Consider the following 23,102-nt stretch of genomic DNA (forward strand, 5'->3'; position numbering starts at 1 on the left):
ATACTTTTAGTTCTGGGGGCAGTGGCCCTTTCTGCTTCGGCTTCTGGTACCCTGATGGCCATAACCCGGGCCCACACATACGAGCATCGTAGAAGTGCTGCTGCTTGCGGGCCTGGCCGCACCAGGAAACGGAGATTCGTCATAATGGCCACTGACCGTGTGAGCCTGATTCATTTCGATAAATTGAGCATGAGCCCTGCCGCTGCCGATCGGTTCCAGAAAGCCCTCGACGCGCTGGAAGCGCTCAAGCTGCAGGACCGTTACGTGTACCTCATCGCTCCCTATCTGGGTGATATCGCTGACGCCTCCGACGCTGATCAACTCGCCACAGCCCTGGAGCAGGGCTTGCGCGTGGTCGATGAGTTGCTGGCAGCCAGGTCGGTAACCAAGGTCAAGGCCGAGGAAGTGCGCCAGGTGTTCCACAGCGCTGGCGAACATGCGCGGGCAGAACTGCCTGGCTGAGTAGTGGCATGGCCAAAGACATCGACAACCCCTGCGTCTCGTTATGCCAGCTCAGCAGCGAGCTGTGCGTGAGCTGTGGCCGTACCCGTGACGAAATCCGCAAATGGCGGGGCATGAAGCGCCCCGAGAAGATGGCCACTGTGCAGCGGGCGGCGACGCGAATGAAGGCTATCGTCAAGAAGGCGGCAAAGCGGCAGAATACAGACTGAACCTGCGCTCAATAGACGCAGCCTCACCTGATTGTCTGACGAGCCTGAAATGGATTCTCACTCGCTGTTCGCATTCACCCTGGTCGCCGCCATCGCGATCGCCAGCCCCGGCCCAGCCACCTTGATGGCTATCAACAACAGCCTTGCCCATGGCCAGCGCAGCGCGATCTGGTCGTCGCTGGGCAATGGCACGGGCCTGTTCTGTTTGTCGGCTGCAGCCATGCTGGGGCTAGGCGCACTGCTGGCGAGTTCTGAAGTACTGTTCAATGCCGTGAAGATCCTGGGGGCGGGCTATCTGTTCTACCTGGGGGCGCGCCAACTGCTGAAGAAGAGCCCGATGCTGGAGCAGGGTGCCGCAGAGTGCGCGGCCAAGGTGCGGCCTACGTCGCTGAAACTGTTCAAATCGGCCTTTCTCACTGCAGTGACCAACCCGAAGGCGACCATGTTCTTTACAGCACTGTTTCCGCAGTTCATCGACCAAGGGGCTGCGCTATTGCCGCAGTTCCTGACCTTGACCGGGATTTTCGTGGCCTTGTCGCTCACTTCGCTAAGTGCGTATGCCGCCCTGGCTGCGCGGGCCAAGGGGGTGCTGACCCGGCCGTCGCTGTCGCGCTGGGTGAACAGGGTGGTGGGCACCACCTTTATCGGTTTTGGCGCGGCGATCCTGGCGATGCGACGGCAGGGTGCCTGAAAAGCCCAGTTTGTCGCCGGCCGAGCAGGCGCTCACTGTGTGTCCTTCGGCAAATTTATCGACGGGACGATGAAAGGCTCGTCTGCGGGTTGCTGATGGTCCAGACTGTCTACAGCGCGCAGATGATAGCTGCAGGCGACCACGGCAGGTGGCAGCCTTTGGCCACTACGCCGGATCGCCGGGTGTTTCATGTGCCGAGGGTCGTAGATGATCGAGCGTTGCTTTCGCCACGTCTTGCTCCTGATGTGCCTGTCACTGCTGCCCCTGGCTGCAACAGCGGATGATGCATGCCTACGGCTGACCGCCACAGGCAACCCGGAATACCCCCCGTACCTGTGGCGCGACCCGCTGAACCCTCAACGACTGATCGGTGCCAATGCCGACCTGCTCAAATACCTGGGCAAGCAGTTGGGGCTGGACATAGAGGTGGTTTACGCCGGGCCGTGGTCGCGAGCCCAGGAAGAAGTGCGCACCGGGCGGATCGACTTGATGGCCGGGTACTTCCTGACCGAAGCGCGCCGGCAGCATGTGGACTTCATCGCCCCGCCGTTTTTGCGTACCCCCAGCGTCATCTGGGTGCGCCAGGACAATGCCTTTGCCTACCAGCAATGGGCCGACCTCAAAGGCCGCAAGGGTGGCACTCTGGTCAACAACAGCCACGGCCAACAGTTCGATGAATACGCCGCGGCCAATCTCACCCTTGAAGCGGTGCCCAGTGCCAGACAGGCGTTCGAGAAGCTGATGCACAAACGCAGCGATTACGTGGTGTACGAGCAGTTTCCTGGCATGGTGCTGGCGCGCACGTTGGGCATCGCAGCCACTGTGCAGGTATTGCAGCCACCCGTGTCCAGTGAAGGGTTGTACCTGGCAATCTCCCGAGAGTCGCCCTGCAACCGGCCACCGCTGCGTGAGGCGCTGGCGCGGGAGATGGCGAAGATCGTTGGCGGGGCCTTGCCCGAGCAGTGGTTGAAACAGAACCTGGAGCGGTGGCAGTGACAGAGTAGCTCAAGTGCTGCGCGGTCTTTATGGGAGCAGCCTTGTGTCGGTACATGTACCTCTCCTATTCAACGCATATGCAAGATGATGGGGCTGCTGCTGGCCGGGTCGGTATGCCCACGCAGCTTGCCTACCGCCTGCGCATCCACCGCACCACCCTGGTTGCCCCAGGCTGTACGCACAAAGCCAAGCACGTCGGCAATCTCCTGATCACTCAGCTGTTCGCGGAAAGCCGGCATGCGATAGGCGTCCGGCACCCCAGCAGCCACCACCCGCTGCGAACCATTTAGTGTGATATTTATTGCCGAGGCGTTCTCCTTGGCCAGTGCCGAGGTCGCTCCGGCCAATGGCGGCATCCACTTGTCCTGGCCCTTGCCGTCCAGGCCGTGGCAGGAGGCACAGCGTGTCACGTAGGTGCGGGCTCCAGGGCTGTCCAACCGTATAGCTACCGATTCGGCTTGGTATTGCCATGGCTCGCCGTCACGTTTGGGGTCGCCGGGCAGCGACTTCAGGTAGTGGGCGATGGCGGCCAGGTCGTCGTCATGCATGAATTGCGTGGAGTTGTTGAACGCCTCTGTCATCGAACCGAATACCACTGCATGCCGGTTGCGCCCGGTCTTCAGGAACTGCGCGATCTCCGCCTCGCTCCAGCGCCCGAGTCCTGTGTTGTGGTCGGCGCGCAGGCTGGGTGCATACCAGCCGTCGAGCAGTGCACCGGACAGGAACGGCTTGCCGCTGTCATCCAGCGCCTTTTCATTGAAGGCCAGGCCGCGTGGCGTGTGGCAACTGCCGCAGTGCCCGGGGCCCTGGACGATATAGGCGCCACGGTTCCACTGTGCATCCTGCCCGGTCTTGTCGGTGTAAGGCCTGGTGGCGGCAAACAGGCCGTTCCACAAGGCAATGGGCCAGCGCAGGTTCAGCGGCCAGGGGATGTCGCTGGCCAGGTTGGCCTGCCGCGCCGGTTGCACACCGTGCATGAAGAACGCATACAGCGCCTTGACGTCCTCATCGCTGAGCTTGGCGTAGGACGGGTAAGGCATGGCCGGGTACAACCGCCGACCACCGGGCGCGACACCCTGGCGCACGGCGCGGTCGAAGTCGGCCAAGGTGTAGTTACCGATACCGTTGTCGCGGTCAGGGGTGATGTTGGTGGCGTGGATCGCCCCCAGCGGGGTGGCCATTTCCAACCCGCCGGCGAACGGTTTGCCATCCGGCAGGCTATGGCAGGCCACGCAGTCACTGAGCCGGGCCACGTATTCACCGCGGCTGACCAGCGCCGGGTCGGCAACAGTGGCCTGCGCATCGGCAAACGGCGAAGCAGGTTCGCGTGTGACATACCAGGCCAGCAGGCCCGCCGCGACCAGGCACGGCAGCGCGAGCCAGCCGGCGGTTCTTGCGAAACGATGGGTCATGAGGCGTCCCTTGCGATCAGCTGAAGGTGTGGCGGCTCAATGGCAAACTGCGCACGCGCTGGCCGGTGAGCTGCGCGACCGCGTTGGCCACCGCCGGGGCCACGGCGGGTAACGGTGGTTCGCCGATGCCGCCCATCTTCGCCCCGCTTTCGATAATGCGCACATGCACCCGGGCCATGCGCGAAGGCGGCAGGATCGGGTACAGGTCGTAATTGCGTGCGCGCGGCTTGCCATCCACGTACACCGCTTCTTCCACCAGCGTCTGCGACAGGCCGAGGGCGACGGCACCATTGACCTGATGCTCGATGATCGCCGGGTTGACGATGCTGCCAGGGTCGATGGCTTGCCAGATGTCGTGCACCTTGACCTGGCCGTTATCGATTGAAACCTCGGCAATGACCGCAGCCTCCGAGCCGAACGGTGACGCCATGGCCACGCCGCGTGCGCGCTTGCTGCCGTCCTCGGCGGTGAACGGGCCGCGCTTCCAGCCGCCGGACAAGTCGGCCACTGCGTTCAGCAGGTTGGTCAGTCTCGGGTTGTCGCGCAGCAGGTGCAGGCGCAGTTCAAACGGGTCCTTGCCACCTTTGTCCGCCAGTTCGTCCAGGAATGATTCGTAGAAAAAGTCGTTCAGCGAGTTACCTACCGAGCGCCAGTAACCGAGCATGGCCGGGCCTTTGACATAGATCTGGGCGATGCGCTTGTTGGCGATGGCGTAGGACTTGCCTGACAGCCCCTCGAGCGCAGTCGGGTCGATCTTTTCCCCTTGTTTGCCGGCAAGGGCCTCGGTTGGGCCCTCGGTGGCGCTTACCGCTTCGAGCGCCACAGGCATACCGTCTGCGTCCAGCCCGGCGCGGAACTTCACCACTGCGACGGGGCGCAGTACATCGCGTAGAAACTCCTCCTCGCGGCTCCAGATAAGCTTCACCGGTCGGTCAACCGCTTTGGCCAGGGCAATGGCTTGCGGGTAGGGGTTGGCAGAGTCGTACAGGAAGTGGCGGCCAAAGAAGCCGCCCAGCAGCGGCGAATGCAGGTTGATTTGTGCAGGCGTCAGGCCAGTGCGCCTGGCAATGTCGTCACGGAACATGTCCGGCGCCTGGTTAGGCAGCCAGACGTCCAGGCTGCCGTCCGGGTTAAAGCGGGCGAGGGCGGACGGTGGCTCGAGCTGGGCATGATTCAGGTACTGGTTGTGGTAGCTGGCCTCGACCTTGGTATTGGCATTGGCCAAGGCGCCGGCAATATCCCCTTCGTTCTCTTCATCGCGTGACGGCCCTTGCACCGTCGCGAGGTGTTCGCGCCAGGCGTCACTGGAAAAATCGGCCGGCATCGGTCGCACTTTGCTGTCGGCGGCCGGTTCTTTCCAATCTACCTGGATCGCCTCTACTGCACGCTTGGCGTGCCACCAGCGTTCGGCAACCACGGCCACGGCGCCTGGCAGCTGATGCAGCGAATGTACGCCTTTCATGGCCTTGACCTGGTCTTCGTTGCGCAGGCTGCCGACCGTCATGCCCAGGCGCGGTGCATGCTGCACGGCAGCGTGGAGCATGCCGTCGACCTTGATGTCGATGCAGTACTGGGCCTTGCCGGTGGACTTGTCATAGGCATCCAGGCGGCGTACGGGCTTTCCTATCCAGCGAAACTGGCTGGGGTCGCGCAGCTTGACGCTGGCCGGGTCGGGCACCGGCAGGTCCATGGCGCGACCTGCCAGTTCACCGTAAGGAACGGAACGTCCACTCGTGGTATGTACTACGTTACCTGGCGTGGTGGAAAGCTCATCGAGCGGTACACCCAGGTGTTCGGCGCCCGCCTGCAGCAGCATGCCCCGGGCGAGCGCGCCCAGGCGGCGCATGGTCGGATAGCTCATGCGCACCGACATGCTGCCACCGGTGATGCGCATGCCGTTCTCCATTACCACGTAGGCTTCGCCTGGTGGAGCGCTATCGACCACGAAATGGGCCGGGTCGACATCCAGCTCTTCACCCACAATCTGCGCCATGGTGGTGAAAGGGCCTTGCCCGCCTTCCATGAAGGGGCTCAGCAGGCGCACCGTGCCGTCCGGGCGAATTTCCAGAAAAGCAGGCACCTGGGTGCCGCGTTCCGCAGTTGCCGCGGCGGCGGCTGCCTGCACGCGGGCCGAACCCATGGGTAAGCCGAAACCTAGTACCAGGGCACCGACTGCGGTGCCCGCAAGAAAGCGCCGACGTGACAGGTTGACCGTTTCGCCCAGCTGCAGCCTGAGCAGTTCGGCAGGCGTATCGACTGGCGTGTTCATCAGGCTTGCTCCCCCTGGGCCAGATCATGCACGGCGGCATGGATGGCGTTGTAGGTGCCGCAGCGGCACAGGTTGACCATGGCTGCATCGATCTGCGCATCGCTAGGTTTGGGCGTGTGCTTGAGCAGCGCCGTGGCTGCCATGACCTGGCCAGACTGGCAATAGCCGCATTGAGCCACCTGGTGCTCGACCCAGGCGGTGACTACCCGTTTACCGACGGGGTCGGCCTCGATCGCCTCAATGGTGGTGACCTCACGCCCCACCACACCGGCCACGGGGGTAACGCAGGCGCGCACCACATTGCCGTCCACCAGCACCGAACAAGCGCCACATTGAGCCAAGCCGCAGCCATACTTGGTGCCGGTCAGCCCCAGGTCATCGCGGATTACCCACAGCAGGGGCGTGTCGGCGTCCGCCTCGACCTGATAGGTCTTCTGGTTGATGCGTAGTTCCATGGTTTCACCTGCCCGTCACGGTTGTTGTCGCTGTGTTGTTTCTGCATGGGGAATACGTTGTCCCCCGGTGCAGAAACGCTAGCACAGGAGGATGACCGCTGGTCTGGTGGCGGGGATAGCTTCAGAGGATCAGGCAAGTAATTCGGTGGAATACGCAAGCCCGCTTCGAAAAATCAAGCCTGCGGGTGGCGCTGAGCAGGACTTGCGCAACGAAAACCCGGATAATGCCGGCCAATTTCGTTTTGCACGCTTAAATCACGGTAATCCCGCATGGAAATCAAGGTCAATTTTCTCGACAATCTCCGTCTCGAAGCCAAATTCGATGACTTCACGGTGATCGCCGACCAACCTATCCGCTACAAAGGCGATGGTTCGGCCCCCGGCCCGTTCGACTATTTCCTGGCGTCTTCGGCCTTGTGCGCGGCTTACTTCGTCAAGCTGTACTGCCAGACCCGCGATATTCCCACCGAAAACATCCGCCTGTCGCAGAACAACATCGTCGATCCGGAAAACCGCTACAACCAGATCTTCAAGATCCAGGTCGAACTGCCCGAGGACATCTCCGACAAGGACCGTCAAGGCATCCTGCGCTCCATCGACCGCTGCACGGTAAAAAAGGTGGTGCAGACCGGCCCTGAGTTCGTGATCGAAGTGGTCGACAACCTCGATGCCGATGCCCAGGGGTTGTTGATGCCGGTGTCGGACACCAGCACCTATATCCCCGGCAAGGACCTGCCGCTGGAGCAGACCATTGCCAACATGTCGGGCATCCTCGCCGGGCTGGGGATGAAGATCGAGATCGCCTCGTGGCGCAACATTGTGCCCAACGTCTGGTCGCTGCACGTACGCGATGCGCAGTCACCGATGTGCTTTACCAACGGTAAAGGCGCCACCAAGGAGGCTGCGCTGGCCTCGGCGCTGGGCGAGTTCATCGAGCGCCTCAACTGCAACTTCTTCTACAACGACCAGTTCTGGGGCGAAGACCTGGCCAACGCCCCGTTCGTGCACTACCCGAACGAGCAGTGGTTCAAGCCGGGCCCGCGCGACGCGTTGCCGGCCGAGATCCTCGATGAGCACTGCCTGGCGATCTACAACCCTGACGGGGAGCTGCGTGGTTCGCACCTGTATGACACCAACTCGGGTAACACGGCGCGGGGCATCTGTTCGCTGCCGTTCGTGCGCCAGTCCGACCAGCAGGTGGTGTACTTCCCGTCCAACCTGATCGAAAACCTGTTCCTCAGCAATGGCATGAGCGCGGGCAACACCTTGGCTGAGGCGCAGGTGCAGTGCCTGTCGGAAATCTTCGAGCGCGCGGTGAAGCGCGAAATCCTCGAGGGTGAGTTGTGCCTGCCGGACGTGCCGCCAGAGGTGCTGGCCAAATACCCGGCGATCCTCGCTGGCATCCAGGGCCTGGAAGAGCAAGGCTTCCCGGTACTGGTCAAGGATGCGTCGCTGGGGGGCGAGTTCCCGGTCATGTGCGTGACCTTGATGAACCCGCGCACGGGTGGCGTGTTTGCCTCGTTCGGTGCCCACCCGAGCCTGGAAGTGGCGCTGGAGCGCAGCCTCACCGAACTGCTGCAGGGCCGCAGCTTCGAAGGCCTGAACGACCTGCCGCAACCCACCTTCGAAAGCCACGCGCTGACCGAGCCGAACAACTTCGTAGAGCATTTCATCGACTCCAGCGGCGTGGTGTCGTGGCGCTTCTTCAGCGCCAAGGCCGACTTCGAATTCGTCGAGTGGGACTTCTCCGGGCACGGCGAGGACTCCAACCAGCAGGAGGCCGCGACCCTGTTCGGTATCCTCGAAGACCTGGGCAAGGAAGTGTACATGGCGGTGTACGACAATCTTGGCGCCACCGCTTGCCGCATCCTGGTACCGGGGTACTCGGAAATTTACCCGGTCGAGGACCTTATCTGGGACAACACCAACCGCGCGTTGTCGTTCCGTGCTGACATCCTCAACCTGCACAGCCTCGACAGCCGCTCGCTGAAGCTGCTGCTCAAGCGCCTGGACAACTGCGATGTGGATGACTACACCACCATCACTACGCTGATCGGTGTGGAGTTCGACGAAAACACAGTGTGGGGCCAACTGACCATTCTGGAGCTGAAGCTGCTGATCTGCCTCGCGGTTAAACGCTTTGAGGATGCCAAGGAGCTGGTTGAGGCATTCTTGCAGTTCAACGACAACACTGTCGACCGCGGTCTGTTCTACCAGGCGCTGAACGTGGTGCTGGAAGTGCAGCTGGATGACGAACTGGAGTTGGATGACTACGAAGCCAACTTCCGTCGTATGTTCGGCAATGTGCGCATGGATGCGGTATTGGGTTCGGTGGACGGCAGTGTGCGCTTCCATGGTCTGACCCCGACCAGCATGAAGCTCGAAGGCCTTGATCGCCACCTGCGCCTGATCGACAGCTACAAGAAACTGCACGCGGCCCGGGCCAAGTTCGTCTGACAGGCGCTGCGCCCAATCATCGCCGACAAGCCAGCGCCACAGGTATTGCACCACTCTTGAGATTTGTGCCGAACCTGTGGACGCTGGCTTGCCGACGATAGGCCAGGAGCCGTCCTACAGCCCTTTGATCTGGGCGTTATCCTCATTCTGTCTCGCCGCGTTGCCATCCAGGCGCATAGCGTTCTCTTCCTATCCACTTCAGGTGGTGACTATTCGGGCTTAGCGGGCCCACCTTCGAAAGCCTCCGCCGGTGGTGGCGCTGCACGGACATTGAAAAGCTTGCAGACACAGTACCAACAGAGAGCGACGGTCAGGTTGTAGGGGAACAGCACCGCCCAGAACGGCAATTGCCAGTTCTTTTTGCCCTGCATTTCACCGGGCTCACCGGTTCGCCAGGGGGCATAGTGGCGCCAGGCTTCTGCCGGGGTCAGGCAGATGGCGTGAAGTGGCTTGTGCCACCAGTTGGGTTCACCGGGCGGGGGGAGTTTGTCCGGGCCGTGGTCCATGAAGTGGCGGAGGTATTCCCACACTTCGGCGACATGCTTGACGCCGGGTTCGGTGGGTTCGTTGCTGTCCACCCACAGGCAGTCTTTTTGGTGCAGGCTGCCGTCTTCCCGGCGGGGGGCGAAGGCGAGGGCATAGCTGGTGGTGAAGGAGGAGCCGCCGAATTCTGTGCGTTTAAAAATACCGCCTCTTGTGTTATTCCAATCAATAACCATGAGTGTGTTTATGCGTTTGTAATAGATTTTTTTGGTGGCTCTGTTGAGGTATATTTCAGAAAGTTTTTTTATTAAGAAAACACGGTAGGCTAAGAATGGAGTAAAAATAAATGGTCCGAGGAGCTGTATTGCAATAAATACATATGCCCCTTCCTGTTGGTAATTGATTGAGTGGGTGAAAAATCCTGTGTAGGATACAATCGCGATGGCTAAAATCGTGGCGGTATACATCTTGGCCATGAAGACTGAGTCGGAAACCCATGGATTTCTGAGCTGCGCTAATGTAGTGGTTATTTTGCTGATCTGTCCGTGGATTTTTGGTTGGATATAAGTGTTTTGGTGTGGGCTAAATAACCATGTTGTGGCCACAGTGCTACCTCTCGACATGAAGGGTTGAGGTTGAATTAGTGTTGGCGGATAAGCCTTGGTTTGGTGGAAAACTTATTAATAGAGTGCCACTTTTTGCTCTGGCTGTATCGATTCTAGTTAAGTAGCAGGTCGGCTCAGTCTTTGAGGGAATTGCCTTACTGCCGAAGTCCAAGGTGCTTAAGGTGCCATGTAGTGCACCGTCAGGGGGGGACGCGTGAACTGCAGACAGGGCCCGGAGGTAGCACGGCTGACGGAGGCGTCGCTCATGTACGCTTCCTTTGGGTTGAATGAGCTGGGGCCTCCTCAAATGCTTCGGGTGGCGGTGGCGCTGCTCGGACGTTGAACAGGCGGCAGATGCCATACCAGCAGATGGCGACGGAGAGGTTGTAGGGGAACAGAACGGCCCAGAACGGCAATTGCCAGTTCTTTTTGCCCTGCATTTCACCGGGCTCGCCGGTTCGCCAGGGGGCATAGTGGCGCCAGGCTTCGGCCGGGGTCAGGCAGATGGCGTGCAGTGGCTTGTGCCACCAGTTGGGTTCACCGGGCGGGGGGAGTTTGTCCGGGCCGTGGTCCATGAAGTGGCGCAGGTATTCCCACACTTCGGCGACATGCTTGACGCCGGGTTCGGTGGGTTCGTTGCTGTCGACCCAGAGGCAGTCTTTTTGATGCAGGCTGCCGTCTTCCCGGCGGGGGGCGAAGGCGAGGGCATAGCTGGTGCTGAACGATGAGCCGCCGTATTCGGTGCGCTTGAAGATACCACCTCCGGTGTTGGCCCATTCGAATATTAGTACCTTACTCAGACGTTGGTAATAGATTTTTTGGGTTGACCGATTGAAGCAGAAACTTGATAGGCGTTTTATGAAATATATTCGATAGGCTAAGAATGGGAGGAAGATGAAAGGTGTAATTAGTGTAAGGAGGATAAAGGTATGACTAAAGGTGTATGGGTTCCAGGCTTCACTGGTTAGTAAGTAAGGGTAGGTGAAGACAACGAGCGCAATGGTCATTGCACAGTACAGCTTTCCCATAAAGACTGAGTCTGTTACCCAGGGGTTTTTCAGGCATAAGGTGGTTTTTGACAAGCTTGATAGTTGCCCGCCAATAGCGGGCTTATGCCCTGAACTTGAGCCTGAATTGAATATCCAGATGGTTGCCATGATCAGCGCTCCAGACGAAAAATTGACAGGGTCTCATTATCTTCGTCCAGGCCTTGATTGGCGTTGTAGGTTAGATGAAGTGAGACATGATTTTGGTTGGTTAGGGTGTTTTCGAAATGTAGCACTAAGCCAGCATCTACAATGTGGCCGGTCGGGCTGATTGGAAAAACGTCAATTCCTTGGTCGTCACGGAGGGAACTCAAACTTCCTGACCATTCACTTACGCCTAGCCTGAACGCAGGCAGCAGCACTGTGAATTCTACGGTTGGTTGGGATGTGGCTACTTCGTTATGTGTGATAGCTGTCCAATTTGGCGGCGACCAGTGGTTGTTCTGATGCCATCGGGTGTCGACTTTAGTTATGCCGAGGGATAGGGCCTGCTCGGCGGATAGTAGCTTGGGTCCGTAATGTTCATTGTGCCAAGCCTTAATTTCTGTTTGCAGTGAGGTGAAAGCAGGAAGTTTCTTGTCAAAGTCCAAGTTGATGCCAGCGTGCGACTCTCCATCATTGATGCGATTACCGAATATGCTACGTGCTGCCCACAGTTCTATTGGGCTGTGAAGGTGCTCATGTGCCTTGGCGTGCAGGTAGAGGCCTCCTGCAATGATGGCTACTCCTACGAGGACAAGGGCCGCTGCGGCCCATCCGGCAAAGGGCACAACCGATGTCACGCCCGCGATTGCAAGTCCTGCTTCAAGGACGACAGCGGAACCGACAGCCATGGTGAAACCACCAGTCAACGTGTAATCGGCAGCCGCTTGATTGCCGTTCGCTCTCTGGCGCCTTGCTTTGGAGATATCAGAAAGCAAGCTAAATGCAATTGCCGGGTAACCGGCTAAACGCGCAAACAAATTGCTACTCAAGAACTTGATAATCCCATTGCCAAAGGCCATGCCCGGCGCTGTGGCACTTAATCTCAGCATGACGGCCTTTTGCGTTGCCCGTACGCTGACCAATGTCGCCGCCGCTGCACCAATCACCCCGAAAACAGATGAAGCGAACCCCAGGGTGTATTCCGGTGCATCGCTCTTCTGCAGGCTGTTGTAGGCCGTCTTGAGCGATAAGATGTTGAACCACAGCATCCCCGCGTTTAAACCACCCCCACCCCCGGAAGTGAGCAACCCAAGGAAGTTGGGTTTCACCCGTGCAGTGGTGGTCAGCTCGATGGACACCGTGCGGCTTCCTGATATGCGCAACGCTTTCATCTCTTCAACCTGCGCCATGCCGCTCTTCAAATACCGCTGCACCTCCTGGCTAAAGGGATTTTCCGTAATGGCCTGCTCGGTGATGCGATAGCGCGCCGCCAACAACCCCAGTGCTTTATCGGCATTGGCCTCACGCGCTGCCAACTGCACCTGCCGCCGAAGGCCATGGCTGGCATCCCAGCGGGTCTGCCCGCGCAGGCGCTTGAGCACCACGGTATTGACCGACTGGGCGGTGAGGTCGGTGATGTCTGCCATGGCCGGGAAGCGACCAGCCAGCCCTTCGATCACGTTGTCGCTGGCGCCGAACAAGGTGCCGATCGAATCGGCTTTGTCCTTGAACGGGTTGAACGGTGCCAAGGCGGTGTAAAGCGGGCTGTCGTGCTGGTCCAGCCATTGCTCCAGGCGTTTGAAGCGTCGGTCATGATCTTCGGTGCCGGGTGTCGGCTGGCCCATCGGGTGAATCAGCAAGGCCAGTGAAATTTCCAGACCGCGGGCGGAGGTGCGTTCGTCGCGGTCGTAACAGGCCAAGGCGGCTGCCAGGCTGTAGGAGTTATCGATGTGTTGGGATTCGGCCGTCGCCAGCCAGGCGTCATGATCGTTGCTGGCTTGCAAAGAGGCCAGGTTGAAGCCTGCATCGGCATAGCGGCATAGCGGCAGGCGGGGGCGTCGGCGGTGCGTGGCACGATGGCGTAGCGCACTGGCAGGATGGGTGTGCGTGCGCTGCAGGCTGGGCCGGAGGTGGCGCGACTGACGGAGGCGTCGCTCATGTACGCTTCCTTTGGGTTGAATGAGCTGGGGCCTCCTCAAATGCTTCGGGTGGCGGTGGCGCTGCTCGGACGTTGAACAGGCGGCAGATGCCGTACCAACAGATGGCTACGGAGAGGTTGTAGGGGAACAACACGGCCCAGAACGGCAATTGCCAGTTCTTTTTACCCTGCATTTCACCGGGCTCGCCGGTTCGCCAGGGGGCATAGTGGCGCCAGGCTTCTGCCGGGGTCAGGCAGATGGCGTGCAATGGCTTGTGCCACCAGTTGGGTTCACCGGGCGGGGGGAGTTTGTTCGGGCCGTGGTCCATGAAGTGGCGGAGGTATTCCCACACTTCGGCCACATGCTTGACGCCGGGTTCGGTGGGTTCGTTGCTGTCGACCCAGAGGCAGTCTTTTTGGTGCAGGCTGCCGTCTTCGCGGCGGGGGGCGAAGGCGAGGGCATAGCTGGTGGTGAAGGAGGAGCCGCCGTATTCGGTGCGCTTGAAGATGCCACCTCCGGTGTTGGCCCATTCGAATACGAGTACTTTGCTCAAACGTTGGTAGTAGATTTTTTGGGTTGAACGATTGAAGCAGAAACTTGATAAGCGTTTTATGAAATATATTCGATAGATAAGGAAGGGAAGGAAGGTGAAGGGGGCGAGTGTGAAGCCGGACATTAATATGGGGTTGGACTTAAAGTAGTCCAAAAATTCTCCATCAAATAGATTTGGATATAAGCCGATTATTAATGATAGGGTCATTGTGCAGTACAGTTTCCCCATGAATACAGAATCTGATACCCAAGGATTTCGCAGGCATAAAGTATTTTTTGATAAGTTTGATACTTGCCCGCCAATAGCGGGCTTATGCCCTGAAGCTGACGTTGAATTGAATATCCAGATGGTTGCCATGATCAGCGCTCCAGACGAAAAATTGACAGGGTCTCATTGTCTTCGTCCAGGCCTTGATTGGCGCTGTAAGCTAGATGCAGTGAGATATGTTTTTGGTTGGTAAGCGTGTTCTCGAAATGCAGAACCAGGCCGGCACCTACGATGTGGCCGGTCGGGGCAATTGGGAATACGTCCATTCCTTGGTCATCATGGAGGGAGCTCAAGCTTCCTGACCATTCGCTTACGCCTAACCTGAAGCCAGGTAGCAGGACTGTGAACTCAACGGTTGGTTGAAATGTGCCTACTTCGTTATGTGTGATAGCTGTCCAGTTTGGCGGAGACCAGTGATTGTTTTGATTCCATCTTGTATCGACTTTGGTTATGCCGAGTGTGAGAGCTTGCTCAGCTGAAATTAGCTTTGGTCCAAAATGCTCGTCATGCCAAGCTTTGATTTCTGCATGCAGCGATGGGAATGCAGGCAGTTTTTTTTCATAGTCCAAGATGATTTTAGTGCGAATTTCTCCATCGTTAATACGGTTGCCGAAGATACTACGTGCTGCCCACAGTTCTATTGGGCTGTGAAGGCGCTCATGTGCCTTGGCGTGTAGGTAGAGGCCTCCTGCAATGATGGCTACTCCTACGAGAACAAGGGCGGCGGCGGCCCATCCAGCGAAGGGAACAACGGATGTAACGCCCGCAACTGCAAGTCCTGCTTCAAGGGTAACAACAGAGCCAGTGGCCATCGTTACCCCGCCGGCCAAGGTGTATCCGCCTGTAATTGAATTACCACTTTTGAGTTGGCGCACTCCCTTAAATAGGTCAGAAAATAGGCTAAATGCTATTGCCGGATATCCGGCTAAACGCGCAAACAGATTGCTACTCAAAAACTTGATAACCCCATTGCCAAAGGCCATGCCCGGCGCTGTGGCACTTAATCTCAGCATGACGGCCTTTTGCGTCGCCCGCACGCTGACCAATGTCGCCGCCGCTGCACCGATTACCCCGAAAACAGATGAAGCGAACCCCAGGGTGTATTCCGGTGTGTCGCTCTTCTGCAGGCTGTTGTAGGCCGTCTTGAGCGATAAGATGTTGAACCACAGCATCCCCGCGTTTAAACCACCACCACCGCCCGAGGTGAGCAGCCCGAGAAAGCTAGGTTTCACACGCGCAGTGGTGGTCAGCTCGATGGACACCGTGCGGCTTCCTGATATGCGCAACGCTTTCATCTCTTCAACCTGCGCCATGCCGCTCTTCAAATACCGCTGCACCTCCTGGCTAAAGGGATTTTCCGTAATGGCCTGCTCGGTGATGCGATAGCGCGCCGCCAACAACCCCAGTGCTTTATCGGCATTGGCCTCACGCGCTGCCAACTGCACCTGCCGCCGAAGGCCATGGCTGGCATCCCAGCGGGTCTGCCCGCGCAGGCGCTTGAGCACCACGGTATTGACCGACTGGGCGGTGAGGTCGGTGATGTCTGCCATGGCCGGGAAGCGACCAGCCAGCCCTTCGATCACGTTGTCGCTGGCGCCGAACAAGGTGCCGATCGAATCGGCTTTGTCCTTGAACGGGTTGAACGGTGCCAAGGCGGTGTAAAGCGGGCTGGCGTGCTGGTCCAGCCATTGCTCCAGGCGTTTGAAGCGTCGGTCATGCTCTTCGGTGCCGGGTGTCGGCTGGCCCATCGGGTGAATCAGCAAGGCCAGTGAAATTTCCAGACCGCGGGCGGAGGTGCGTTCGTCGCGGTCGTAACAGGCCAAGGCGGCTGCCAGGCTGTAGGAGTTATCGATGTGTTGGGATTCGGCCGTCGCCAGCCAGGCGTCATGATCGTTGCTGGCTTGCAAGGCCAGGTTGCGCAGGGCGGCAATACGCCGTTCCAGCGCGTCGCGTTCGGCGAGGAAGCGCCGGTATTTGTCGACATCGAGGCGCTGTGCCAGGCGTGCACCATTGGGTGAATAGTCTTCATGGGTGAGGGCCTGGAAATGGGACTCGGCCGGCGACAGGGCGGGCCCCCGGCGTGACGTGCCAAGCCTGAACGCGGCCAGTTCTGGTGAAGGCGCATCCGCCGGGTACAGGCTTTCCAGCGTCTTGTTCAGCAGCATGGCGACCAGGTTGCGATGGTGAAAGTCGCGGCTCTGCGGGCTGAGCTGTTCGGCATCCAGCCGGTAGCATGCCGGCACGCGCTCCTGCTCGGGAGGCTGGGCGGGTTTTGTGTGTTCCAGTTGCTCGGCCGGCATCAGGTCGCGCAGTTGATGCTGGTAGGCCGAGACCGACAGGCTCAGGTCCAGGGCCATGCCTTCCGCGTCGGCGAGCGCCACCACCACCGGCACTTTCGGTTGGGTCCAGGGGTAGTGGCGGGCGATGGCAGTGAGGTTGCCGATGGGCAAAGTTTCGGTGACCGGGTCGCTGCTCCAGGTCAGCGGCATGCGCCGCTCTGTCGGTTTTAAGTCTTCGACCCAGGTTTGCAGGGCACTCACTGGCAACACATGGGGCTGGGTGGACGGCGCCTGGTTGCCGCTCACCAGGTCGGCCATGTCCAGCTGGCGCATGTGCCGTTTGCGCAGGGCTGGCGAACCGGTGATACGGGCGGTGATGGCGTTGGTCCACAGGTGCGGGCTGTAGCCGATCCACACTTCCTTGGCGGAGTCCTGACAGGTGTCGGCCCACACCCAGCCCATGCTCTGGCCGGACAGGTAGCGCTCACGCCGGTGGTAGTCCTCCAGCCCTTGGTAGCGCAGCTCCTTGTAGAGGCCCGCGCCGACGTGCTCATGAATGACCAGCTTTTCGCCCTGAGGGCCTTTCATGAACACGTAGACATAACCTGGGCGCAAAGCGCGGAGGGTATAGGCCGAGTGCTGCAGCGTGGGGAAGTCTTGTTCCAGGTTGAAGCCTGCATCGACATAGCGGCAGGCGGGGGCGTCGCCGGTGCGGGGCACGATGGCGTAGCGCACTGGCAGGATGGGTACGCGTGCGCTGCAGGCAGGGCCGGAGGTGGCGCGGCTGACGGAGGCGTTAGTCATGGGCAGGTTCCTTGCTTTCGACCAGTGCCTGGAGCTCGCGAAGGCGGGCCTGGGGCGACTCTTCGAGGTTGGTGTAGATTTTTCCCGCCTTGTCATTGCTCATCAGCCACATGTGCCCGGCTATCAGCCGGATGAATTGGCCCGCAACTTCCTCGCTCCGGAAATTGAGGGCTGTCAGTTGCGGCAGGAGTGTTTCTATCCAGAGCCGTATGTCCGCCAAGGTATGGTTGGCATGGGGCGGCATGGCCAAGACCTCATGCGCCAATGAGAGGACAAAGTGCTCGTGCATGCCTGCTTGCAGCCGATCAAGTTCAAGCTGCTGGAGGGTTAAAGGCAGTGCTGATTTTGAGCGGGCAGCAATCGGCTTGTTTTCGTGTGTTTTCCACTCATGAGCCGGCCCCCAGTTGACTCGCCATGCCAACCGAGACACCGGGCCAAGCCAGGCCTTGCGATGGTCGTCGTCCAGCGCATTCAGCCAGGCTGCAAGATGGTCCGGTGTGACATGGTGAGTGGCAACGCTCTGGTCAGGGAGCACGACTTGCGACAGGCTGGTGAAGTGGTCTGCCAGCGCTGCCAGGCCAACCTCGGCATCCAGCGCGATGGCTCCACCGATAGGCATCCAGGTCGTGATTGCATGGGCAAGCAGCTCGTGAGCGTCTGCAACGTCCACCAGCAAAGGCCCAAACTCATGACGGTCATCCAGGGCGCTGTTCTTCCATAACCATGCCTTTTGAGTATTCCGGCTGACAGCGTTTATAAGATCGAGTACCGATGGGGCATAAGCAGGAACCAGTTCACCTTCCTGCGGGATGGGCCGATAGGCCCAGTTCTCGATTGCACTGGTCATAAGCAGCAGAAAGCGGCAGTTGTGAGCGAAGTCTTCGCTGCGCGGAGGAGGTGATGACAAGGTGGTCATTGGACTTGCCCTCGGATACAGCGGCAATCGGGCAGGGGGCAGGAGCCATCAGGGCGGCGCCCACACAGGCGCTCCAGCGGCTTGCCAGTGTTCGGTGCACTGCTGATGGAAAAGGGGCTTGTCGTCCCATCTGCCGACTTGAGCATCTGGCCGGTGATGCGAATCGTCGGGCTGTCCAGTGTGATGCCTGTTTCGTCGATTCGAATGGAGCCCCCAGGGCCTTGGATGACTACGGCTTCCGATGCTCGAAGTTCATAACGGCGGGTACGTCTGCGGATATCCCCGCGGGCTTCCAGCTCGGCATGCCCTTCGACCCGTTGCTCGAAGTTGCCACCGATACGGGTGTGGTGATTGGCGGCGATCTGATCGTGACGGTGATTGCCGATGTTTTCGACACGGTCCTTGGCGATCCTGATCGTGTGGTTTCTACCGATGTCGAGCGCGGCATCCTGCCCAATGGTGATGCGCTCGTCATTGCCAACCGTTTCCGTACGGTCGTGGCCGATCAGGATCGATTCGTCGTGATCGACCTGCTCTTTGCGGTCATTGCCGACCTGCGTAGTCTCATCGTGCTTGACCACATTGTTCTGGTCCCTCTGGGCATGAATGAACACTTCCTCCTGGCCCAGTTCGTCTTCGAAGCGCAGCTCGTTGAAGCCATCGCCCTTGTGGGTCTGGCTCTTGATGGTCATGCGGGTCTTGTGGCGGGGAAGGTCGTAGGGTGGCAACTGGTTACCGCAGTAAGTACGGCCGGTGATCATCGGCTGATCGGGGTCGCCGTTGACGTAGTGGATGATCACGTCCTGGCCAATCCGTGGGATGGCCATCGAGCCCCAGCTGCCGCCGGCCCAGCCTTGGGATACGCGTACCCAGCAGGAGCTGAACGCGTTGTCCTGGCTTTCTCTGTCCCAGGGAAAGCTGACCTTGACCCGGCCCCATTCGTCGCAGTAGATCTCTTCACCGGGCGGCCCCACCACGGTGGCCATATGCGGGCCGTCAACGCGTGGTTTGGGCAACGGGGCTGGGCGCCACTCGGTTCTGCCTGGCACCAGTACCGCCTTTTGCTCGTAACGTGTGCCCTGATCGGCCCCGGCAGCTTCTTCCTGCAGGCTGGTGAACTGGTGGCCTTTATGGGTAACCGTGTTCACCCGCCAATGCGCATTGAGGTCGTCACGTGGGTGACCGGTCAGGGTGAAACTGAGCCCCGGTTGCAGGCGCACGTCATCGCCCTGGACCTCGGCAATACGCACATCATGGCGCAGCGCTGTGATGCGGTTTTCGGTGAACGGCTTGCCCACGGCATCGCGTTTGTAGCGGCCTGGGTAATCGAAGTATTCGTAATCTTTGCTCTGATGCTCCAGGAAGGGCCCGGCGGCTCTGTGCTCCTGGCGGTAGGCCGGGTGGGTGAAGGTGTGGTCGCGCTGCACCTGGCGAGCGGTGCGCACCTGCTCGCTGTAGCGCAAGCGGTGAAGGCAGGGTATGGCTTGATCGCCACCGCTGTTGGCTTGGTACAGCACGCTGTCAGGGCCTACAGGCTCGTCGTCATCGCCGAAATCCTCGTCGTCATGGTCGGCCTTGACGGCGCCATGGCTGATCAGCCCGAGTGATTGCAGCCGATCGGTGATGATCAGCTTGTGCAGCTTTTCACTGTGCGCAAAGCGGTAGACGAAGCCTTCTTCAGCGGCAAGGCGGGCGATGAACGCCAAGTCCGTCTCACCGGCCTGAACGCAGAATTCGCGCACCTGATGGTCCATGCTGGCGCGTAGTTCGTACTGGTCGATGCCCTGGCGCTTGAGCATCAGCTCGAGAATTTGCGGAACGGTCTTGTGCTGGAAGATGCGCCAGTTCGAGCGCAGCCTTGCGCGGGCCAGTTGCGGTTCGACCAAGGCGTGATAGTAAGTGCGGTAGAAGCCGCTCTCGCCCTGGCTGAAGCTGCTGACAAGGCCGTGCACGTACCGTACCGGGCGTTCTCCGTCCAAGATGGTGAAGAGCACGGGTTTGTCGAGCAAATGGCCGAAGTCGATATCGTTTTCGAAGCTGATCAGTTTCAGCTCCAGTTCAAAGGGTGCGCTGATGCCCTCTCGGAGTTCGAACGACACCACTTCGAATTCAGCTTTGCCAACGAGAGCCTCAAAGCTGTAGCGCAAATCAGATTGGCTAGGCATAAAAGATCCTTGTCCGCCGTCTGAATCAACACAAAGCCCGGGCGGGCATGGCCGCCTGCCCGGGGCATTTGCACAGGTCAGGCGGCGGGTGCGCGCCAGTCGTCAGAGCCTTCGGTGTTGGCTACATCGTGAGCCCACGTGATCTTTCGATACGCCAGCGATACTTCAACCAGTTGGGTGTAGTTTTCATTGTCTTTGTCGAGTGCGTGGGGAAGCACGGTATTGATGCTGACGATGGTGGCGTCTTCGAGCGTGGTGGTGAAAAAATGCTCTTGTTTGCCTTCCGAGGAGGTGCGATACCAGCTGACCTCGACCGTTGGCAGCATTTCGCCGGTGGCAAGTGCCTGATACATCAGGGGGGTAGCTTTGTTCAGTGAACTGGTGAATATGAAAGGCTTATGCACGCGCTGGCCACTCGGTTGACCGCTCTGGGGGTCAGTGGGCGTAGTCACCTCATGCTTGATTTCCTGAACCAGAATCTGATCTTCATGGCCTTGTTGGAACACGTTGCCGACGGAGTCAGCGGTGAAGGCGCCAGCGGTGATGTTGCCTTGGGTCTGGCCTACGATCTTGATGTAAGCGGGTGTTGGCATGGCAGTTACTCCTGCGTCCATATGGGTAAAGCACGCGCACCACAGGTGGCGTGGCCATCGGAAACGATGGGCTTGTCAGCGAGGCAAAAACCTCGCGAATTCGTTGAACTCAGTGGTGCTGTGTCACGGTTGGCTATTGCTGCAAAATGCCGTTCAGCGACTCCAGCACCTCGGTTGTGATCAGGTGCAGGCGATAGCTGTAGATCCCGTAGGCCACGGCCATGGCGATGGCGGAGATGACCAACGGGCTCCACCACGGCCATATCCGGCTCATGCGGAAGTTTTTTGGGGCGACGTTGGTGTAGGGGTCGCAGACTTCTTCGGGGGTGGGGCCGCGCAGTTCGCGGATGATCCCGTGCAGTTGGTGAATCAGTGCGTTGAGTGTTTCTTCGCCTTTCGGCGCGAGCGCATACTTGCCCTTCAGCCCAAGGCACAGGGCGAAGTACATGAACTCCAGTACGTCCTGATAACGCTTGGGCTCCTGCATCAGGCGGGTAATCACGGTGAAGATTTTTTCCCCACCCCAGGTCTCGTCGTGGAAGATGCTGAGCAGCGGCTCGTGGCTCCAGCAACTGCTTTTGCCCCAGGGCCGCTCCATCACGGCCTCGTCTATGAACAGGCACAGACCGTAGGAATACGCCAGCAACTGAGCGGGCTCGTAACCGTGCTGGCGCATTTCTTCCTGAATGTTGTCGATCTGGCTGCGTACTTGCTGGTGCACGTCCTGAATGTTTGGCAGCTCGTCCAGCGTACGCAGGCGTAAAACCAAGCCGAACAACGGTGATGCGGCATCCAGCATCAGATTGGCGAAGCCGCCCCGCAGCTGAAATTCCGGGTCAGCGGGGTAGCCTTCGGAAACGGGCTCTGGCTCAGGCTTGTCTGTGGGTGCTTGCCTATTGGTTGCCGCAGCCCGGGGGGCGGGTACTGGCTTTTCAAGGGTTGAATCAAGCGCGTTGACTACGGCGCTGTTTTGATCGGTGGGCGTATTGTTGTCTTTTCCCATGTCACTCACTCCTGATCGCCCAGAACTGCAGTTCAAGCCGTGGGAAGTCGCCCGCAATGTGGATGCCGAAACCATTCGCTTTGCTCATGCACGCCCAGGCCGGGTCGCGTCGGTCCAGCTCGAAGTAGCTGAAGCCCGCATGGAAGGGCAGGTCGCGGGGCGCCACGGGTAATGGCAACAATGGGATGCCCGGCAATTGCAGCGGCACCAGGTCACTCAGTGACTCAAGCGAGGTGATCTTGGCTTTCTGGATGAACCTCTGGCGCAACGCCTGTGGTGGCATGTCGGCGCGCACGGCGAGGATGAAGTCGGCTTCTTCGATCAGCCGGCGGTCTTCCAGCGTGGTCGTCATCACGCCGAATTGTTCACTCTCCAGCGGCAGTGAAACAGCACGCGGCCGCAAGACGGTGCTCAGAGATCTGCGCAAGGTGTCTTCCAGTGGTTTGAAAGAGGTGCGCAGCGCAGTGTGGTGATAGGCGGGGTACTCCTGCGGCAGCCTGTTCTGGTCAGTGAAGGTGACGAATTCGCCACAGGCCTGGCTCATGCACAGGTACAGCTGCTCGGGGTGCGTTTGCGCTTGCCTGGCCAAATGCTGGAAGCATGGCCACCAACGGTTCATGGCCTGCAGCAGGTTGAAGTCGCGAATGTCAGCGATTCCTGACTGGCCTGAGGCACCAATCCGGGTGGCAAGGCCGCGCGCCCGCTCGCGCAAGGTATGGGTAATTTCGTCAAGGAACCGCTGCAGCGCTGGCACCGCCCGTACCGAAACGCTGGTGGGGTAGAACGCTTCGTCCAGTTGCAGGCTGCCGTCGGGGCGCCGTTCCAGAATACGTGCCAGGGCCAGGCAGGTGTAGGCGCTGCTGTCTTCGGTCTTGCGTTTGAGCTGCAGGTTGGGCACCGCAAGGTCTACCTGCACCAGGTCACCGTCAGCGGTGTGGGTATCCTTGATTTCCTGTGCCTGGGCGGTATAGCGGAAATTGGCTGCATTGTCGGGCCAGCTCACTTCGCGGCCGCCATCGGTGCGCAGCGGCAGGCACAGATACACCTCACTGTCTTTGCATGCGTCGTCGCCGATTTCCAGTGGCGGCGGTGGCGGCAGGTCGGCGGGAATGTCGAACACCGTGCCGTCCGGCATGACGCCTCGCGCCCGGGTGATGGCGACTTTGCCCAGGCTCAGGTATTCGTCGTTCAACTGAAGTTCGCTGAAGCCGTAGAAGGCTGCATTGAGGCTGGCGAGGCGCTGGTGCAGTGCTGCTTCGCTGGCTCTGGTCGCCTGTTGGAAATGCTGTGGTTTGACGAACAGGCCTTCAGGCCAGAGAACGGGATTGCGTGAACTCATGGGCGCTCCGTGTCAGCGTGAGTAAGCAGGAAGGG

17 protein-coding genes and 1 pseudogene are annotated in these 23,102 nt (G+C 59.6%); 5 read left to right on the forward strand and 13 right to left on the reverse strand.

The window, feature by feature from the left end:
- Window positions 1–144 precede the first annotated feature (144 nt).
- The 4 genes from QCL51_RS10410 (at window position 145) to QCL51_RS10425 (ending at window position 2,358) form a co-directional block, all read left to right on the forward strand.
- The gene (locus tag QCL51_RS10410; protein WP_021782018.1) at window positions 145–462 is read left to right on the forward strand and encodes a hypothetical protein; all 318 of its coding nucleotides are present in this window, start codon (window positions 145–147) and stop codon (window positions 460–462) included.
- Window positions 463–470: 8 nt separating this feature from the next.
- The gene (locus tag QCL51_RS10415; RefSeq protein ID WP_021782017.1) at window positions 471–671 is read left to right on the forward strand and encodes a DUF1289 domain-containing protein; all 201 of its coding nucleotides are present in this window, start codon (window positions 471–473) and stop codon (window positions 669–671) included.
- A 49-nt stretch (window positions 672–720) separates the two neighbouring features.
- Window positions 721–1,362 carry a LysE family translocator gene (locus QCL51_RS10420; protein WP_028697728.1) on the forward strand — a complete coding sequence of 214 codons (642 nt, stop codon included), beginning with the start codon at window positions 721–723 and terminating at the stop codon, window positions 1,360–1,362.
- Window positions 1,363–1,569: 207 nt separating this feature from the next.
- Window positions 1,570–2,358: a transporter substrate-binding domain-containing protein gene (locus QCL51_RS10425; protein WP_021782015.1), complete on the forward strand. Its 789-nt coding sequence runs from the start codon at window positions 1,570–1,572 to the stop codon at window positions 2,356–2,358.
- A gap of 68 nt (window positions 2,359–2,426) precedes the next feature.
- Here the strand turns inward: QCL51_RS10425 and QCL51_RS10430 are convergent, their stop codons facing one another.
- Genes QCL51_RS10430 through QCL51_RS10440 form a run of 3 tightly spaced genes read right to left on the reverse strand, consistent with a single transcriptional unit; the run spans window position 2,427 to window position 6,494 of the window.
- Window positions 2,427–3,770 (reverse strand): cytochrome c, encoded by a 1,344-nt coding sequence (locus QCL51_RS10430; protein WP_103444264.1) that lies wholly within the window; start codon window positions 3,768–3,770, stop codon window positions 2,427–2,429.
- A 16-nt stretch (window positions 3,771–3,786) separates the two neighbouring features.
- Window positions 3,787–6,039 carry a molybdopterin cofactor-binding domain-containing protein gene (locus QCL51_RS10435; RefSeq protein ID WP_021782013.1) on the reverse strand — a complete coding sequence of 751 codons (2,253 nt, stop codon included), beginning with the start codon at window positions 6,037–6,039 and terminating at the stop codon, window positions 3,787–3,789.
- Window positions 6,039–6,494: a (2Fe-2S)-binding protein gene (locus tag QCL51_RS10440; RefSeq protein WP_021782012.1), complete on the reverse strand. Its 456-nt coding sequence runs from the start codon at window positions 6,492–6,494 to the stop codon at window positions 6,039–6,041. The genes QCL51_RS10435 and QCL51_RS10440 overlap by 1 nt, the downstream gene beginning before the upstream one ends.
- A gap of 270 nt (window positions 6,495–6,764) precedes the next feature.
- On the opposite strand from QCL51_RS10440, the gene QCL51_RS10445 reads away from it, so the two are divergent.
- Window positions 6,765–8,951, forward strand: coding sequence for an OsmC domain/YcaO domain-containing protein (locus QCL51_RS10445; RefSeq protein ID WP_103469768.1), 2,187 nt, complete (start codon window positions 6,765–6,767; stop codon window positions 8,949–8,951).
- 209 nt (window positions 8,952–9,160) lie between these two features.
- On the opposite strand, the gene QCL51_RS10450 is transcribed toward QCL51_RS10445, so the two are convergent.
- From QCL51_RS10450 to tssK, 10 genes and pseudogenes are all read right to left on the reverse strand, one after another.
- Window positions 9,161–10,039 (reverse strand): DUF6708 domain-containing protein, encoded by an 879-nt coding sequence (locus QCL51_RS10450; RefSeq protein WP_103444839.1) that lies wholly within the window; start codon window positions 10,037–10,039, stop codon window positions 9,161–9,163.
- 263 nt (window positions 10,040–10,302) lie between these two features.
- A complete protein-coding gene (locus QCL51_RS10455; RefSeq protein ID WP_031321994.1) occupies window positions 10,303–11,196 on the reverse strand; it encodes a DUF6708 domain-containing protein in 894 nt (297 codons plus the stop codon).
- A 2-nt stretch (window positions 11,197–11,198) separates the two neighbouring features.
- Window positions 11,199–13,025, reverse strand: a pseudogene (locus QCL51_RS10460) (T6SS effector BTH_I2691 family protein); the annotation flags it as partial.
- 139 nt (window positions 13,026–13,164) lie between these two features.
- Window positions 13,165–14,058, reverse strand: a complete 894-nt coding sequence (locus QCL51_RS10465; RefSeq protein WP_103469767.1) for a DUF6708 domain-containing protein — start codon at window positions 14,056–14,058, stop codon at window positions 13,165–13,167.
- Between the two features lie 2 nt (window positions 14,059–14,060).
- Window positions 14,061–17,051, reverse strand: a complete 2,991-nt coding sequence (locus QCL51_RS10470) for a T6SS effector BTH_I2691 family protein (protein WP_338444888.1) — start codon at window positions 17,049–17,051, stop codon at window positions 14,061–14,063.
- The gene (locus QCL51_RS10475; RefSeq protein ID WP_028698404.1) at window positions 17,044–17,967 is read right to left on the reverse strand and encodes a DUF4123 domain-containing protein; all 924 of its coding nucleotides are present in this window, start codon (window positions 17,965–17,967) and stop codon (window positions 17,044–17,046) included. The genes QCL51_RS10470 and QCL51_RS10475 overlap by 8 nt, the downstream gene beginning before the upstream one ends.
- The gene (gene tssI / locus QCL51_RS10480; RefSeq protein ID WP_338444825.1) at window positions 17,964–20,132 is read right to left on the reverse strand and encodes a type VI secretion system tip protein TssI/VgrG; all 2,169 of its coding nucleotides are present in this window, start codon (window positions 20,130–20,132) and stop codon (window positions 17,964–17,966) included. The genes QCL51_RS10475 and tssI overlap by 4 nt, the downstream gene beginning before the upstream one ends.
- A gap of 77 nt (window positions 20,133–20,209) precedes the next feature.
- Window positions 20,210–20,725 (reverse strand): Hcp family type VI secretion system effector, encoded by a 516-nt coding sequence (locus QCL51_RS10485; protein WP_010954872.1) that lies wholly within the window; start codon window positions 20,723–20,725, stop codon window positions 20,210–20,212.
- Between the two features lie 133 nt (window positions 20,726–20,858).
- Window positions 20,859–21,728, reverse strand: a complete 870-nt coding sequence (gene icmH, locus QCL51_RS10490; protein WP_103462377.1) for a type IVB secretion system protein IcmH/DotU — start codon at window positions 21,726–21,728, stop codon at window positions 20,859–20,861.
- 1 nt (window position 21,729) lies between these two features.
- Window positions 21,730–23,067: a type VI secretion system baseplate subunit TssK gene (gene tssK / locus QCL51_RS10495; RefSeq protein WP_084851653.1), complete on the reverse strand. Its 1,338-nt coding sequence runs from the start codon at window positions 23,065–23,067 to the stop codon at window positions 21,730–21,732.
- Window positions 23,068–23,102 lie beyond the last annotated feature (35 nt).

The organism is Pseudomonas sp. LTR0 (assembly GCF_036630035.1).
In the GTDB taxonomy this organism is placed as follows: Bacteria; Pseudomonadota; Gammaproteobacteria; order Pseudomonadales; family Pseudomonadaceae; genus Aquipseudomonas; species Aquipseudomonas putida_Y.

Coding starts and splice junctions, on each gene's coding strand:
- QCL51_RS10410 (WP_021782018.1), top strand. CDS start 145: ATGGCCACTGACCGTGTGAGCCTGATTCATTTCGATAAATTGAGCATG.
- QCL51_RS10415 (WP_021782017.1), top strand. CDS start 471: ATGGCCAAAGACATCGACAACCCCTGCGTCTCGTTATGCCAGCTCAGC.
- QCL51_RS10420 (WP_028697728.1), top strand. CDS start 721: ATGGATTCTCACTCGCTGTTCGCATTCACCCTGGTCGCCGCCATCGCG.
- QCL51_RS10425 (WP_021782015.1), top strand. CDS start 1,570: ATGATCGAGCGTTGCTTTCGCCACGTCTTGCTCCTGATGTGCCTGTCA.
- QCL51_RS10430 (WP_103444264.1), bottom strand. CDS start 3,770: ATGACCCATCGTTTCGCAAGAACCGCCGGCTGGCTCGCGCTGCCGTGC.
- QCL51_RS10435 (WP_021782013.1), bottom strand. CDS start 6,039: ATGAACACGCCAGTCGATACGCCTGCCGAACTGCTCAGGCTGCAGCTG.
- QCL51_RS10440 (WP_021782012.1), bottom strand. CDS start 6,494: ATGGAACTACGCATCAACCAGAAGACCTATCAGGTCGAGGCGGACGCC.
- QCL51_RS10445 (WP_103469768.1), top strand. CDS start 6,765: ATGGAAATCAAGGTCAATTTTCTCGACAATCTCCGTCTCGAAGCCAAA.
- QCL51_RS10455 (WP_031321994.1), bottom strand. CDS start 11,196: ATGGCAACCATCTGGATATTCAATTCAGGCTCAAGTTCAGGGCATAAG.
- QCL51_RS10465 (WP_103469767.1), bottom strand. CDS start 14,058: ATGGCAACCATCTGGATATTCAATTCAACGTCAGCTTCAGGGCATAAG.
- QCL51_RS10470 (WP_338444888.1), bottom strand. CDS start 17,051: ATGACTAACGCCTCCGTCAGCCGCGCCACCTCCGGCCCTGCCTGCAGC.
- QCL51_RS10475 (WP_028698404.1), bottom strand. CDS start 17,967: ATGACCACCTTGTCATCACCTCCTCCGCGCAGCGAAGACTTCGCTCAC.
- tssI (WP_338444825.1), bottom strand. CDS start 20,132: ATGCCTAGCCAATCTGATTTGCGCTACAGCTTTGAGGCTCTCGTTGGC.
- QCL51_RS10485 (WP_010954872.1), bottom strand. CDS start 20,725: ATGCCAACACCCGCTTACATCAAGATCGTAGGCCAGACCCAAGGCAAC.
- icmH (WP_103462377.1), bottom strand. CDS start 21,728: ATGGGAAAAGACAACAATACGCCCACCGATCAAAACAGCGCCGTAGTC.
- tssK (WP_084851653.1), bottom strand. CDS start 23,067: ATGAGTTCACGCAATCCCGTTCTCTGGCCTGAAGGCCTGTTCGTCAAA.